The organism is Pelosinus fermentans DSM 17108 (assembly GCF_000271485.2).
GTDB classification, from domain to species: Bacteria; Bacillota; Negativicutes; order DSM-13327; family DSM-13327; genus Pelosinus; species Pelosinus fermentans.
Genome location: NZ_AKVN02000001.1, coordinates 3672138 through 3687356, shown reverse-complemented (window position 1 = coordinate 3687356; position 15219 = coordinate 3672138). Strand labels below are relative to the sequence as shown.

Below are 15219 nucleotides of genomic sequence, written 5' to 3'. Positions count from 1 at the left end.
GCTAAGCTAGTATTATAAAGTTTGATCATGACAAAACAAGAGCCAGGAGTTCGTAAGGTTACGAATTTCCTAGCTCTTGTTAGTGTGTCATCATTAATGCTGCTAACAGCCTTCTCGTGGCCAGCAGCCTTGTCGTGGCCAGCAGTCTTCTCGCGGCCAGCAGCTTTCTCGTGGCCAGCAGCTTTCCCGTGGCCAGCAGCCTTGTCGTGGCCAGCAGCCTTGTCGTGGCCAGCAGCCTTGCCGTGGCCAGCAGCCTTGTCCTGGCCAACAGCCTTGCCGTGGCCAGCAGCTTTGTCCAGGCCAGCAAAGTCTGGGAGAACAAGTATGACGAGGATTGCAGCCTATGCCAAACCCAGCTCCAATAGTTGAATGATACGTTTTTGCCCGAGATTCAGGGTCTTCTTCCCAATCCTCAATTTCAGGGTCTTTCCAATCCCGATAATCCATAAGTATCGCCTCCTGCCTTACATGAGTAGCATGGAAATGTATCTTATACATAATATGATTCCTGAGACATAAGAGTGATTTATTTAGATGACGGATATATTGGCCCTCGTGCTCTTCATATTCTTCGCGTCTTCGCGGTTCAAAAGGTTTTATTTTTTAAAAACCCAACAGCATTTTTCATATTGTTGAAATGGATAGGAAATCTTAAAGGATTCATGTATTATTTTAGCGAAGTATACAAGAAAGAATGTAAGGATGTGTTAATAAATGTGTACTGCATGTGATGAAACATACAAAATATTCACGATTGAACTTGTCACGAAAGATCCTGATAATACCAATATGGAATTATTTAAAGAAATAGCTCACAGATTGTTTCAAAATAAAGTAATATCTAATATTAATATCAATAATAATAAAGTCTATCATGCTGATAATAAGCAGGTATTTGGATTCGATATTCATCTGGGAAATCCAAAGAACCCGTCAACCATAAATCTTGCAAATGTTGAAAAAGCCCTTGAGGGTCTTGTCGATCAATTTGACGATTATTCTGAAATGCAAATTAGACTCAGCTAAATGATTCTATAATAAAAAAAGCATCCTTAGGGTGCTTTTTTTATGCGAAAAATAAACCACGTCTTGGTGAAACGTGGCTGCAAGAGACGTAATTCGGGAATTGATTTAATAAGGATTACCAATTATCAAATGAGCACCAAAATAACAAAAGGATGATGATGATGATGATAAACCAGCTGCCGCCCCAGCCATTATTATTTCCATTGAATCCAAAGCCCATGACGATTCCTCCCATTATGATCATGTTGTTGATTATTACATTATATGCTAACTACACATAGGAGGTGTCAGATTGAAAGCAATGGAGAATATCAGTAATAAGGCAAAATAGAAAAAAAGTTATGATCCATACTGTTGCAAAAAAATAAAATGTAAATTATGACTAACCAGTCATAATTTTGTCACATTTCCAAATTATAATAAGATTATCAAATTAAGGAGGGGTTTTCATGAAAAGCTTTGTTAAAAAAGGAATCATTTACTCACTAATCGGGATTATGCAACTTGGTATAGGGGCGTCAGTAATTGAAGCATCACCTAAACATGAGCAGCGAAGCCATAAGCAGCATTGGAATGACCGAGATCAGCGGGATCGTAAAATAGAGGAAGAAAGAAAGCGCCATGAAAGAGAAATGGAACGGCGTGATCATGAAGAAGAGTGGCAATGGAAGGAACGCCAGGAAAGGGAAAAAGATCATCATGAAGAAGTCATGAGGACACTCGGAGGAATTGCATTGCTTTATATCCTAACAAATAATTAAGAGATACATACGAGGAGGAGAGTTCATGAAAGGAATTGTAAAAAAAATAGCCATATACTCTATGGTTGGTATCATGCAAGTTGGTTTTGGTGCATCGATAATAGAAGCTTCGCCATTACAAAATAATCCTACTCCTATGCAACTAGGATATGACAGGCATGATCAAGGGCGTGATAGACATGATCGTGAACGCTGGGACAGAGAAAGACAGAGGCAAGAACGTCTTGAGAATGAACGGCACGAACGAGAAATGAAGCGTCGACCCCATGAGACGAGAAAGCAATGGCGTGAACGGCAGAAACATGAAAATCAACGTCATGAAAGAGAATTGCGTAACATCAGGGAGCATAGGTACAGATAAGCCCAAAGTCTGGTACTTTTCACAGATATCCTTGTTCTTGCCAGTAGATGATTTTCATAGCATTTTGAAAAAACCATAAAAAGGAAGCTGTAATATGGCTGACGAAAATCTATTTTTATGATAAGATGCAAGTATACATAACTAGTTTATGTTAGTTTATGCAGAAGGAGAATAAGGAATGCTTAAGAAAAATGTAAGAGTACTATTGACTGTTAGTATGTTAATCCTTGTGATACTAGTGGCAGGTTGTGGCGGTTCATCAGGAGTTAAACGGGTAGCTGGATTGAGTACGACAGAAACGGTAACCACTTTTTTTGACGCAGCTAAGAATAACCGTATGTCAGAAGCTGGTTTATATGTATCAAATGCTTCTAAGAATGATCCTAAAACCGTGTTAAAGTTTATGAAGGGACAATCCGGAATTCAAGAAATTAAGAATACAAATATTGTATCCATTAAGCAAGTTGCACAGGAAAGTAATTACGCAGCTGTTGTTGTAACAATTCAGGAGCAAAACACTGTCAAAATGAGTGTTAAGCCAGTGGGCCTGGAAAAAATAAATGGTGAGTGGTATATTGTAGATTTCGATCAAATCTATAATGGTGCCAAATACAAAGTGTTGCAGCAGCTGCTTGCCAATATATAATACACCTAAAACTCTGGTAAAATAGTGTATGCTATTCTACCAGAGTTTTTTGTAAAAAATAATGAACCACAAAGGCACAATGCCGCCGCTAGCGGCACACAAAGGAGAGCACAAAATATAAGTTATAAATAAACCCTTTGTGTCCTTTGCGTCTTTGTGGTTCGATTCGTTTTAAGGACGAGTCAGCCTTTTTCTTATATGCAATTGAAACTTTTGCTTTTCACTATACGATATTTTTAGTATAGTAATGAATGAGTTAATAAATAAATAGGAGTTGAATGCTGTGCATTTTACTTATTATATGCCAACTAAAATATTCTTTGGCTGTGGTGAGTTTGAAAAAGCTCCCGATTATATTAAAACCCTTGGCAAAAAGGTTCTGATTGTTACAGGGAAGTATGCGATGAATAAATATGGTTTCACCAAGAGGCTAGTAGATGGTCTTGCTGCTTTGGGCATTGAATCTATGGTATATGAAGGAATTAGTGCCAACCCTCTGGCTAGCGAAGTCAATGCTTGTGTTGAAAAATTTGCCGGCTGGCAGCCTGAGGTTGTAGTAGCCCTGGGCGGCGGCAGCGCCATTGATGCTGGGAAAGGTATTCTTCTTGGTTTATCCACAGGAGAAAAAGTGGAGCCTTATTTATTAGGCCAGTTACCGATTACTCATGTTGACATTCCTCTTGTAGCGATTCCGACTACGGCAGGTACAGGATCTGAAACCAATTGGGCGGCTATTTTAACCGACGAGAGCACTGGTACGAAGACTAGCTTCCGTCATAAAGGCTTCTTTCCTGCCATTGCTATCGTTGACCCACAATTGACAATGTCATTATCACCTGAAACTACAGTAGAGACAGGTTTTGATGTATTTGCTCATGGGGTAGAGACCTATATATCAAAAAGTGGGCTAAGTCCTTTGGTTGGCAGCAATTCGCTACAAGCGATACAATTGGTAGGACAATATTTGCCTCAGGCCTTAACAGATGGTCAAAATAGTACTGCACGTACTTATATGATGTATGCCAGTATGCTGATGGGATTCAATCTAGCTAACTCCAGCACTTGTCTGCCTCACCGTTTACAGTATCCGATCGGTGTAAAAACCAACAGCAGTCATGGCAGCGGATTAATGGCTCTCTTTGAAAGCTGGCTGGATTTGACCTATGAGATTTCCAAAGAGAAATTCAATCATATTGCAGAAGCATTACATGGCACCAGATGCTCTAATAAGAAGGAATTTATGAATGTTTATCGCCAATTTAGGCAAAGTATAAATATAAATCCTAGTTTGACGGATTTTTCTTTAACAAAAGCGGATGTGAGTTATTTGGCAAGTAAAGTAACAGGTAACTTGTCCAATGATCCGGCAGGGGAGATTCCGGGTATTATAGAGAAGATATATGATGGAGCGTTTTATAAATGAACCTTTTAGAGCAGACAATAATAAAGAAAGATAAAGCTGGGGACAAGGTTTTGCCCTATCTAATGGTATTGCGTCCGAAACAGTGGACAAAAAATTTGTTAGTGTTTGCTGCGTTGATTTTTTCCATTAAAACCGTATCTGTGGATATGTTGGTACAATCGGCTGTTGCTTTCATTTTGTTTTGTACGACATCAGGCTGTGTTTACATTATAAATGATTATATTGACCGAGAAGCCGATGGCAAACATCCGGAGAAATGCAATCGTCCCATTGCTTCTGGCAGATTACATCCGTTGGGTGCATTAGTATTTGCTAGTGTTTTATTATGCGGTTCACTTATAGCTGCATTTATAGCAGAGCCTTGGCTTAGCCTGTTACTTTTCGGATATTTTGTGGTGAATGTAGCATATTCTGTGAAGTTAAAACAGATTGTGATCATTGACATTATGGTCATTGCTTTTGGGTTTGTTTTGCGGGCCATAGGGGGAGGATTAGCTATTAATGTTTCTTTTACTCCCTGGTTTTTAATTTGCACCATGCTATTGGCTTTATTTTTAGCCATCAGCAAGCGCAGACATGAGCTATATTTGCTTAGTCATCATAAAGGTGAACACCGCAAGGTATTAGAACAATATTCTCCTGCATTATTGGATCAATTAAATAGTATTGTTACTACAGCGGCGATTATGAGCTATTCTTTATTTACCTTTACATCAGGCCATACTATTCATCTAATGTGGACCATTCCTCTCGTCATGTATGGAATTTTTCGCTATTTGTATTTAATTCATATAGAAGGACAAGGGGGAAGACCCGAAAAAGTATTGGTAGAAGATAGTCATATTTTAGGCACTGTTTTATTGTTCGCTGTTATGGTTGTGACTATTTTATATTACTTTGAGTAAAAATCCCAATGAAATTTAGTAGTGAGGTAATATATAAATGAAAGATTTACTATTAATTCTCATCTCCGTAACCATTGGTGCAGTAGGTCAAATTGCCTTTAAATTAGGTGCCATGCAAATGGTTCAAAATCCTGGTGTTACAATAATAGAAAAAATAAAATGGCCGATTGTGCTGGGACTATTTTTGTATTGTATTAGCACAATACTATGGATTATGGCTTTGAAAAAAGTAGAACTTAGCTATGCCTATCCTATGGTAAGTTTAGGCTATATTCTAGTGTTTATTGCCTCCTATTTTATTTTTCATGAACCCATAAACTGGCTAAGGATGGGTGGAATGCTCTTTATTATAGCAGGTATTACCTTAGTAGCCAGATCCTAGGAGGATGTTACATTGGATTATAAATATGCCGTAATACCTGTTATTGCTTGGTTTGCAGCAGGTACAGTTAAATTTATCATAAATTATATTCATTTTCGCAAAGAGGCCGTTACTTTAATTGGTAATGGGGGATTTCCAAGTACCCATACGACTGTCATTAGCAGTACCGTTTTTTTTATTGGTTTATCAGAAGGAATTAATCAGCCAATATTTAGTTTGGGGGTAGCAGTGCTTATGATTACTATGTTTGATGCAATGGGGATCCGGCGGGCATTAGGAAAACAGGCTGTGATGATCAATCAACATATCGTACCTCATCAAAATGCAAAACCATTAAGGGAGCGGCAGGGGCATACTTTCATTGAAGTATTGGGAGGCCTTGTCGTAGGATTTGTATTGGCATTTCTTTTTCATCGTGTGTGACAATTCAGTTGGGAGGAAATATATGTTAGGAAGCTTTCCTTTTATAGCAGGGCTAACTTTATTGTCCTTTATGTTCTTTATTTTAGCGCTGTCGGCTATTGGATTTGGAATGGGCGTATCTTTATTACCGATTCACTTATGGCTGTCAGCTGCTGGCAGTTTTCTCTTTATTTTTAGTGCTGGGAAGTTTTATAAAAAAGAAAACCAATGGAAATGGTTCCTTAGTATAGGGAGTCTATCTGTATTGCTAATGTACTTATTTATCCTGATAAGTGGTATGTTTTATGATATATCCTATGATGGGCAGGTGTATCATCAAGAAGCCGTCTTACAGCTGGTCAATCATTGGAATCCCTTTCAGCAGTATTTGACAAAAGAGCAGTCCCAGTCCGCCATGTTACTCAATCACTATGCAAAAGGGCCATGGATCTATGAAGCGGTCTTATATACGGTAACAGGGCAAATCGAACAGAGCAAAGCCTTCAATTTTCTATTAATCGCAGCGTCTTTTCTATTAACGTTTTCTGCGTTACAAAATAGCCAGAGATATAGTGTCAACCAAGCTATATTTTTTAGCTTGCTATTGGCTTTTAATCCGGTAAGCATTTATCAATCCCTAAGTTTTTACATCGATGGACAATTGGCATCTTTATTATTATGCTTACTGGCTCTGTCTTACCAAATGATCAGGAAGTATGATATATTTGTTTTGGCTGGTTTTATCATGAGCATTGCTTTGCTGGTAAATGTAAAATTTACCGGTATCGTATATGCCATTGCCTGTATGGGGTTACTAGGTGGGTGGCTATGGCTGCTAAAAAGACGAGAAAGCTGTTGGGACCTTGGGAAAACAGCAATTATCGCTTTCATTGTGGGGATTTGTGTTCTGGGCTATAATCCATACATAACCAATAGCCTATTTTATGGACATCCTTTTTATCCCTTATATGGTGCAGGATCAAAGTCGATGGATATTATGACCAGTAATTCCCCAAAGGGTTTTTTACAAATGAGTGGAATAAAGAAACTATATGTTGCTAATTTCTCTATGGCTACGAATCAGTTTGATATGGAAGAACCCGTGGTAAAGCCTCCTTTTCGTGTTACTCCACAAGAGCTTAGACCTTTCATTTATGGCGCGGATATTCGAATTGGAGGATTTGGTCCTTGGTTTAGCGGTATGCTGGTGATTAGTAGTCTTATCTTGCTATTATTATTCTGGTCTCCCAAGAAGGATACAGTTTATGGGGTAGGTTTGGTCGTGAGTATTATGATATCAGCACTCATCAATCCGGAATCTTGGTGGGCACGATATGTGCCGCAAATCTGGTTCGCCTGTATTTGCCTTGCACTCATTGCTTGGTCCAATCAGAAAAAAGCAATTCGTTATCTCGGAGGGATTCTAGCAGGAGCGGCTGTGATCAATCTGGCTTTAATTTCTTATCCCTATATTCTTGGCAATTATTACTGTACCCAGGCGCTAAGACAGGAATTAAAAGAGATTGCTGCATATCATAATCCGATCAATGTGTGTTTTGGCGAGTTTACTTCGAACTATGTGCGGTTTGCTCAAAACAATATTTCCTTTGTGGATGCGCCAGCAGATATTGCTGATATGAACATCGAGGTCATGAGGTACAACTATTTAACTGCTCCAGCGAAAGAACAATCATTAGCAGCTATTTTTGCAAAAGAAAGGATGGATGAACATGAATAATAAAAAAGGTATTGTAACAGCAATTTTTCTCCTGCTATTCTTTATCCATGTACCGGGATATGCTCAGACCCTCATGTATGTCCCCTTTGACAATCGCCCTGTAAGTTATGAATACGTAGTCGATACCGTAAAAAAGGGTGGATTTGATATTCTAGTTCCACCGGAAGACTCTCTTGCAGCCAGAACGAGAAGTGCAAATCCTGACCAACTATGGGAATGGGTTTTTGCTCATGCGAAAGAAGCAGACGGAGTCGTAGTATCGGCCGATGCACTGATCTATGGTGGACTGGTTGCTTCTAGAACTCATGAAATCAGTGAGGAAGTGCTGCTGGAAAGAGTGGCAAATTTTCAAAAACTAAAGGAACTGAATCCTTCTGTACGCTTATATGTATTTAGTACGATTATGCGCAGTCCCCATGCTTCCAGCGGCGGGGTAGAACCAGCATATTACGAGACCTATGGACCAGCGATTTTCCGCATTCACGCTCTCCAAGATAAAAGTGAAATGGAGAAGTTAAGTAAAAAAGAAAAGAAAGAATTAGAGACATTAAATGCGCAAGTTCCGAAAGATATTATGGAAGATTGGGTAAACAGGCGGGAAAAGAACTTTAAAGCAAATTTACAGCTTGTTTCTGCAGCAAAACAAAATATCTTTAATTACTTGCTGATCGGTCGTGATGATTGCTCCCCGCTGTCAAGATCTCATCAGGAGTCCAGATGGCTAGGGAAAGAAACAGCCGATTTATCTGCCAGTAAATACTCTTCTTTTCCCGGTGCAGATCAGTTAGGAATGCTCATGTTGACAAGAGCTGTCAATGATCTGACCTTTACCATACCTTCCGTCTCTGTGATCTATACCCAAGGTGTTGGTAATAAGACCATTCCTTCTTATGAAGATACTCCTGTTGGCAAAAATGTAAGAGATCATTTGTTTGCTGCTGGTTTTGTACCTTTGTTATCGGATAAAGTAGCTGATATGATTTTGGCAGTCAATACACCAGTAGATGGCTGGACCAGAGAAGCAGGCATGGAATCAAATAAAACAAAAGCCAGCAAGGGAACCCTTGCGTTTGTAAAACAGATTGAAAGCTATTTAGAAGCTGGCCGAAAAGTAGCGGTGGCAGATATCTCTTTTGCCAATGGTTCTGATAATGCCTTTATGAAGGAAATGACTGATAGTAAATTGGCGTCTCAGCTAGAATCTTATTCTGGCTGGAATACAGCCAGCAACACTATTGGTTATACCATTGGACAAGCTGCTTTTGCTCAGCGAATGGCAGCTGGCGACAAAAATAATCTCATTGCCGTTCGTCTTTTAGATGACTGGGCGTATCAAGCCAATGTGCGCAGCGATCTGATGAATGAAGTATTAATCCCTCAAGGAATCAACAATGTACAATTAAATGAAATGCGCCCCACCCTTACCCAAGATGCTGCCAAACGCATGCAGAATTTTGCTCAGCAAAATTTAAGTGAGTTCCCGTTGGAAAAAATAGAAGTATCCTTCCCTTGGAATCGCATGTTTGAAGTAGATGTGAAAGCGCAGTAATTGCTGAGGATATATCAAGAAAAGCACACACAACGAATGAATGTTGTGTGTGCTTTTTGTTGTGCGCCCAGCATGGGCGTTCAGAGTCGGGGGACGGTTCGTTGACTCTTATCAGTGCACCACCGATGCAGTTTTAAGCGGCGTTATCATTACAAAAGAGAGGAGACAGATTTTTAAAGGTCATGATTTTGAAATTTAAGTTAGTAGGTCAATGTCTAACTGAAGAAGAAGTATATCTTGGTTTGCGTCCAGAAAATTTATCGCTGCTTGCCGAGAAGAATGAAAGTGCGATCGCAGGTATCGTAGCATTAATCGAAAATATTGGTTCTGAGGCAATTGTCCACTTGCTGGTAGGGCAGGATAAAGCAGCTATAAAAATTCCGGTGCCTAAAATACTGCCGCAACTTGGTCAAACAGTATTTGTGACACCGGCAAGAGGCATTCTTCACATTTTTGCTAAAGAAACAGGTCAGTGCCTGCTTACCTTAGAGCGGGGTTTATGACCAGCGATCGGGAAAGTCACTAAAAAGTCCATCAATATGGTTGGCACAGCTAAAATCAAATTCTTCTTGGGTATTAATTGTATAACTGTTAACGCCGATACCTGCTTCATGGGCTGCTTCGATCCAATTCTCTTCGAGGTAGTGCCAATGTGGATGCAGATAATCGGCGTTTGTTTGTTGAATTAGGCTGAGAACATCAACGGGACGGTCAGCAAATAAGACTCCAGTTTTAAATTGTTGATCTACTTGTTTATTTTTACTAAAGATGGATGATAAAAAGAAGAGATGATAATGCGATTGTAAAGATCAAAATCCTGAGGAGTATTCTTATTGGCTTTCATAATGTTGATAAGTTGTTCTTCTATACCTTTGTAAATAACGGGACCATTTTTGATTTCAATATTTAACAGCAGAGGGGTAGTAACATACCAAGCGAAAAATTCTTGAAAAGTAAGGATGGCTTCGTTGGCAAAGGAAGGAGCAAACCAAGAGCCAAAGTCGAATGACTTGAGCTGCGCTAGCGTTAAGTCTTTAATCCAGCCGGAACCATTGCTGGTACGATCAATAGTATGGTCGTGACAAATGACCAATTGATGGTCTTTCGTTGCCTGCACATCCAGTTCAATGCCGTCTGCTTTACAGATGATAGCCTGGCGAAAGGCCGACATAGTGTTTTCAGGGGCATAACTCCGGGCACCACGGTGAGCATAAATCAACATAGTATGCCTCCTCGTATTATGATAGTAAGTTAATTAGATGTTTAACGCCAATATCCTTGTTCTTAAGCTAAGAGTCGGAGGGACGGTTCTTTGACTCTTTAAAATATAAGTGATACAATGTCCCTAAAACCAAAGAGGGAGAGATTTGCATGCCACGACAAAGTAGGCAATTAAGTGAAAGTAAAATCTATCATGTGATGATCCGGGGAAATGCAAGAAAGAATATCTTTCTTGATGAGGAAGACAAAAACCGTTTTATAGAGATTCTAAGTGAAAAAAATAAGGATCGAAAATTTGCTATATATGCTTATTGCTTAATGGACAATCATGTACATCTCCTAATCAATGAGGGTAGCGATGAAATCGGACGGATTATGAAAAGAATTAATATAAGCTACGCCTACTATTTCAATAAAAAATACGTTCGAACGGGACATCTCTTTCAAGATCGATTTAAGAGCGAAGGAATTGAAAATGATGCATATCTATTGTCGGCAGTAAGATACATACATAACAATCCAGTCAAAGCAGGGATAGTTAAAAAGATAGAAGAATACAAATGGAGTAGCTATTTTATTTTTACAGAGACAAAAAATCAAAACAATAGTATCGATAAGCGTTTTATACTCGAAATGTTTTCAGATGATATCGAGAAATCAACGAAGCTTTTTATAGACTACTCAAAAATACAGGATGATGGAAAGTTCATAGATTTACAAGAAGAGAATGTAGAAGAGAAAGCGATTCAAACTGAAAATCAAGCAAAAGAATTGATTATGCATTTTCTAGTCAAACATAATATCAATAGTAGTGATCTGAAAAATCGCCAGAAGGAAGATTTACGGCGAGATCTTATTAACACACTGAAACGAAAATCAAACCTATCAATTCGTCAAATTGCTAAGTTATTGGATGTAGATAGAAATATGGTTCAGCGTACAAAGTGAGTCTCGGAACCGTCCCTTGACTCTGCGAAATAGCTAAAAATAATTGATTATAAATAAAGGAATAATGTTATGTTTGGAGAATAAGTATTTTAAGAAAAATAATCTTAGTGCCAATAATTAGGTATTGAAGTAACTGGGCTAGGAAAGGAGGCTGATGCTGAAAAAGTTAGAAGGTTCTTCCCTAAATAAGTCGTTCTTTAACATTATATGAGGAGGAGTGAAGCTAATGGTTGATAGTAATAAGAAAAAATTAACAACAAATTTTGGTATTCCTGTAGCTGATGATCAAAACTCCATTACCACTGGCAGCTCACACTACACACTTTTGTCCGATACTCATCTAATTGAAAAGCTGGCACATTTCGATAGGGAAAGGATTCCAGAAAGAGTAGTCCATGCCAAAGGAACCGGAGCTCACGGTTATTTTGAAGTTACTCATGATATTACGCAATTTACCAGGGCTGACTTCCTTTCGCAAATTGGTAAGAAAACAGATCTTTTCGTGCGCTTTTCTACCGTTGGCGGTGAAAAGGGATCTGCTGATTCTGCGGCGTGACCCACGTGGATTTGCTGTGAAGTTTTATACCGACGAGGGAAATTATGATATGGTAGGTAATAATACTCCGGTCTTTTTTATCAGGGACGCTATCAAGTTTCCTGATTTTATACATACTCAAAAAAGGCATCCAGCGAAACATACAAAAGATCCTGATATGATGTGGGATTTTCTATCCCTTACTCCGGAATCCATTCATCAGGTGACAATTTTGTTTTCTGACCGGGGCACACCTAAAAGCTTTCGTCATATGGACGGGCACAGCAGCCATACCTATATGTTTTACAATCAGGCCGGCGAACACTGTTGGTTCAAATGGCATTTTAAAGCAGACCTTGGTTTCCAGACTCTTACAGATGCAGAAGCTACTGAATTAGCAGGTACAGACCCTGATCGGGCAACTAAAGATCTCTATGACAGCATCGAAGCAGGAGAATATCCTTCATGGACAGTATATGTTCAGATTATGACGGCAGACGATGCTAAGAACTATAAATTCGATCCATTCGATATCACAAAGGTTTGGTATCATGCAGATTATCCGTTGATTCCAGTAGGAAAAATGGTGCTAAATCGAAACCCAGAAAACTTCTTTGCAGAAGTTGAGCAGGTAGCATTCGCTCCTGGCAACTTTGTTCCCGGTATTGGGGTATCACCAGATAAGATGCTGTTGGGAAGGTTGTTCAGCTATCCTGACACACAGCGACATCGACTGGGGGCCAATTTTCATCAGATCCCCATTAATGCATCTAAAGCTGGTCTTACCAACAACTACCAGCGGGACGGTGTCATGAATATTGACGGCAATGGTGGTGCGGGACCGAACTATTATCCTAATTCTTTTGATGGTCCAGAACCTGATGCTCAATATGCAGTACCTGCTATCGATGTAACAGGCTTAGTGGACAGACATCCATTTGTTTTGTCAGATGTAGATTTTGTTCAGGCTGGTGAATTATACCGTCGGGTCATGAGTGATACTGACAGAAGCAACCTAATTTCTAATATATGCGGTAATTTAGGGCAGGCTCAAAAAAGAATTCAGCTTCGACAAACTGCATTATTCTACAAAGCCGATGAAGATTATGGTAAACGGATTGCCAAAACCCTGGGATTGGATTTGACTGAGGTAAAAAACTTAGCAGATATGTCTCAAGAAGAGAGGGTTAAGGCTACGATGTCTTAGGCTGGAAAAAGTATTCCATAAAACGAAAAGACATTTAAGAAAGAACATACAATGAGTGAAGTTGTATGTTCTTTTCTTGATTTATAGCCTGCTTCAATTCGGTGTTGAGCTTAATAATAAGATGAAAAATTTGTCTTAATTTAGAGGATTTTGGAGGTTTGAGGAGAATTATTAATACATAAATTCAATACCATTGAACGATCGGCAAACTTAGCGAAAGTTAAGGACGCAAAGCTATGGGACTAACGATTTTTATCTATGTCTGCCAGGTTGCTATATGAATTACAGTTCATGTAACAATCTGGTTTTTTTTATGGAAGGAGATGCGATAAAGAGTTTATGCAGCCGTCTCAACAATTAAAATGTAAAGGAGTTATTTTATGCGTAGAATACCTATTATTGCACAATTAGGAGGTATGTTCCTCACTTCTATTTCCTTTCTGCTTATACTGCTTGGATATACAGCATATCAGTATTCGACAGCAAGTGATACATATGAAAATTTAATTACACATACTTCCGCAAATATGCTCTTACTCACGAAGGCACAGGATGGTATGCATACTGGTATTGCTGAATTGCGAGGTTTTATGGCCTACTCGATTAGCAGCTATGAGCAAAATTCCAGAAAAGAATTTGAAGATAGCGTAAAAGACTTAAAAGTATTTGTATCTGGTGTGGAAAATCCAGAAGTGAAAACAGAAGCTGTTAAACTAGAAAAGATGATGGATGACTATAGTCTTAAAATGGGACAGCTTATGGATGCAAGAAAAGCTAACAGTCCTTCCTTCGATACGTTGCTTGCGGAAGGGAGAAATTTATCACAGCAGATAGACCTGCAATTTGATAAAACCTTTGATTTAGAAGAAAAATATTTAAAACAATCAACGGTTAAACTTATGCAGGAACAAAAAGATACTAAGAATTTGGTTGGAATTTTAAGTATGCTTGTTATACTGTTCGTTTGTAGTTTAGCATACTGGTACAGTAGGTATATGGCGAAACGCTTGCGTCGTGTTCGGAATGAAATGGATGCAATCAGTCATTTCGATTTAACAACTGCTGAGCAGCATGCTGCTGTTAATGATGAAATAGGTGATATGGTTACTGCAATGGCCCAAATGAAGAATGCTCTGCGCTCACTAGTGGGACAAATACGCCAAAACTCTGAATCTTTGGCAGCATCTAGTCAAGAATTAAGTGCAACAGTAGAAGAACAGCTGCGTGCAGCAGAAATTGTGTCCAATACCATAGCGGAAGTTGCGAGTGGGTCAGCTCAGAATACTACAAATATAACGGAGATGTCCGCTACGATTCAGGAACTTTCTGCAAGTACTGAGGAAATGAATTCGAACGCCTATGAAGTGAATGCGAACACTCAAAATGCTGTTGAAGAAGCAAGCCAAGGGATGAATTTACTGACTCAGATCGTTACACAGAATGATACTGTTGCAAAATCAATGATCAGTATTACAGAGGCGGCAAATTCCTTAGCAAAAGGGTCTGAAAACATTCGGGAAATCGTTACAGTCATTCAAGGCATTGCAGGTCAAACCAACTTATTAGCGTTGAATGCTGCTATTGAAGCTGCTCGTGCCGGTGAAGCAGGAAGAGGTTTTGCAGTAGTTGCAGAAGAGGTTCGGAAGCTGGCGGAGCAAAGTGCTGATGCAACACACCACATTGCTGAAATTATTAAAAAAATGACAGAGGACATTGATTATGCTGTCCTGCATGTAAGTGAAGGAAACCATGAGGTGGAAGCAGGAAAACAAGTAACATTCAACACTCAAAGAGGGTTTGAAGTGATTATTGATAAGCTTGATAAGGTAAAAACAGTAGTTGCACAAATAACGCATACAATTGAGGAAACAGCAAAGGGAACCCAAACAATGGTAGGGAATGTCCAAAATATTAGTGGTGTTGCAGAAGAAACTGCAGCAAGTGCACAAACGGTAGCCGCTGCATCCGAAGAACAAAGTGCCAGTATGCATGAGATCAATCATAATGCTGAATCCTTAGCAAAAATGGCAGAAGAACTCAATGAGATCATCAGTAAGTTTAAGTTATAAGTAAATGAAAATGAAAAACGGCATCACTAGACAAATTTGTTTAGTG

The 15219-nt window shown here is 39.1% G+C and carries 18 protein-coding genes and 1 riboswitch; of the genes, 15 read left to right on the top strand and 3 right to left on the bottom strand.

The window, feature by feature from the left end:
• Positions 1–102 precede the first annotated feature (102 nt).
• Complete coding sequence (locus tag FR7_RS17125) at positions 103–447, bottom strand: hypothetical protein (protein WP_237769547.1); 345 nt, start codon at positions 445–447, stop codon at positions 103–105.
• A gap of 267 nt (positions 448–714) precedes the next feature.
• On the opposite strand from FR7_RS17125, the gene FR7_RS17120 reads away from it, so the two are divergent.
• From FR7_RS17120 to FR7_RS17070, 11 genes are all read left to right on the top strand, one after another.
• On the top strand, positions 715–1026 hold the full coding sequence (locus tag FR7_RS17120; RefSeq protein ID WP_007933672.1) for a hypothetical protein: 312 nt from the start codon (positions 715–717) through the stop codon (positions 1024–1026).
• Positions 1027–1475: 449 nt separating this feature from the next.
• Complete coding sequence (locus FR7_RS17115) at positions 1476–1787, top strand: hypothetical protein (RefSeq protein ID WP_007933670.1); 312 nt, start codon at positions 1476–1478, stop codon at positions 1785–1787.
• Positions 1788–1812: 25 nt separating this feature from the next.
• Positions 1813–2148, top strand: a complete 336-nt coding sequence (locus tag FR7_RS17110; RefSeq protein WP_007933668.1) for a hypothetical protein — start codon at positions 1813–1815, stop codon at positions 2146–2148.
• Between the two features lie 178 nt (positions 2149–2326).
• The gene (locus tag FR7_RS17105; RefSeq protein WP_007933666.1) at positions 2327–2794 is read left to right on the top strand and encodes a hypothetical protein; all 468 of its coding nucleotides are present in this window, start codon (positions 2327–2329) and stop codon (positions 2792–2794) included.
• 301 nt (positions 2795–3095) lie between these two features.
• Positions 3096–4217 (top strand): iron-containing alcohol dehydrogenase, encoded by a 1122-nt coding sequence (locus FR7_RS17100; RefSeq protein WP_237769546.1) that lies wholly within the window; start codon positions 3096–3098, stop codon positions 4215–4217.
• Positions 4214–5122 (top strand): decaprenyl-phosphate phosphoribosyltransferase, encoded by a 909-nt coding sequence (locus tag FR7_RS17095; RefSeq protein WP_007933662.1) that lies wholly within the window; start codon positions 4214–4216, stop codon positions 5120–5122. The genes FR7_RS17100 and FR7_RS17095 overlap by 4 nt, the downstream gene beginning before the upstream one ends.
• 37 nt (positions 5123–5159) lie before the next feature.
• A complete protein-coding gene (locus FR7_RS17090) occupies positions 5160–5504 on the top strand; it encodes an SMR family transporter (protein ID WP_007933660.1) in 345 nt (114 codons plus the stop codon).
• A 12-nt stretch (positions 5505–5516) separates the two neighbouring features.
• Positions 5517–5927: a divergent PAP2 family protein gene (locus tag FR7_RS17085; RefSeq protein WP_007933659.1), complete on the top strand. Its 411-nt coding sequence runs from the start codon at positions 5517–5519 to the stop codon at positions 5925–5927.
• A gap of 22 nt (positions 5928–5949) precedes the next feature.
• Positions 5950–7644: a hypothetical protein gene (locus tag FR7_RS17080; protein ID WP_007933652.1), complete on the top strand. Its 1695-nt coding sequence runs from the start codon at positions 5950–5952 to the stop codon at positions 7642–7644.
• Positions 7637–9193 (top strand): DUF4127 family protein, encoded by a 1557-nt coding sequence (locus FR7_RS17075; RefSeq protein ID WP_007933650.1) that lies wholly within the window; start codon positions 7637–7639, stop codon positions 9191–9193. The genes FR7_RS17080 and FR7_RS17075 overlap by 8 nt, the downstream gene beginning before the upstream one ends.
• A gap of 182 nt (positions 9194–9375) precedes the next feature.
• Positions 9376–9696: a TOBE domain-containing protein gene (locus FR7_RS17070; protein WP_007944332.1), complete on the top strand. Its 321-nt coding sequence runs from the start codon at positions 9376–9378 to the stop codon at positions 9694–9696.
• On the opposite strand, the gene FR7_RS24655 is transcribed toward FR7_RS17070, so the two are convergent.
• Together FR7_RS24655 and FR7_RS24485 are read right to left on the bottom strand one after the other, a co-directional pair.
• A complete protein-coding gene (locus FR7_RS24655; RefSeq protein ID WP_420191764.1) occupies positions 9691–9879 on the bottom strand; it encodes a glycerophosphodiester phosphodiesterase in 189 nt (62 codons plus the stop codon). The two genes, FR7_RS17070 and FR7_RS24655, sit on opposite strands and share 6 nt — an antisense overlap.
• A gap of 59 nt (positions 9880–9938) precedes the next feature.
• Positions 9939–10415, bottom strand: coding sequence for a glycerophosphodiester phosphodiesterase family protein (locus FR7_RS24485; protein ID WP_007933645.1), 477 nt, complete (start codon positions 10413–10415; stop codon positions 9939–9941).
• Positions 10416–10564: 149 nt separating this feature from the next.
• Between FR7_RS24485 and FR7_RS17060 the strand changes: the two genes are divergently transcribed.
• From FR7_RS17060 to FR7_RS17045, 4 genes are all read left to right on the top strand, one after another.
• A complete protein-coding gene (locus tag FR7_RS17060; RefSeq protein WP_007933644.1) occupies positions 10565–11362 on the top strand; it encodes an REP-associated tyrosine transposase in 798 nt (265 codons plus the stop codon).
• Between the two features lie 226 nt (positions 11363–11588).
• Positions 11589–11918: a catalase gene (locus FR7_RS24560; protein ID WP_007933642.1), complete on the top strand. Its 330-nt coding sequence runs from the start codon at positions 11589–11591 to the stop codon at positions 11916–11918.
• 16 nt (positions 11919–11934) lie between these two features.
• Entirely contained in the window at positions 11935–13104 is a 1170-nt protein-coding gene (locus FR7_RS17050) for a catalase (RefSeq protein WP_071524652.1), read from the top strand.
• Positions 13105–13297: 193 nt separating this feature from the next.
• Positions 13298–13382: riboswitch (cyclic di-GMP riboswitch) on the top strand.
• A 102-nt stretch (positions 13383–13484) separates the two neighbouring features.
• Positions 13485–15173: a methyl-accepting chemotaxis protein gene (locus FR7_RS17045; protein WP_007933639.1), complete on the top strand. Its 1689-nt coding sequence runs from the start codon at positions 13485–13487 to the stop codon at positions 15171–15173.
• The last annotated feature ends 46 nt before the right edge of the window (positions 15174–15219 follow it).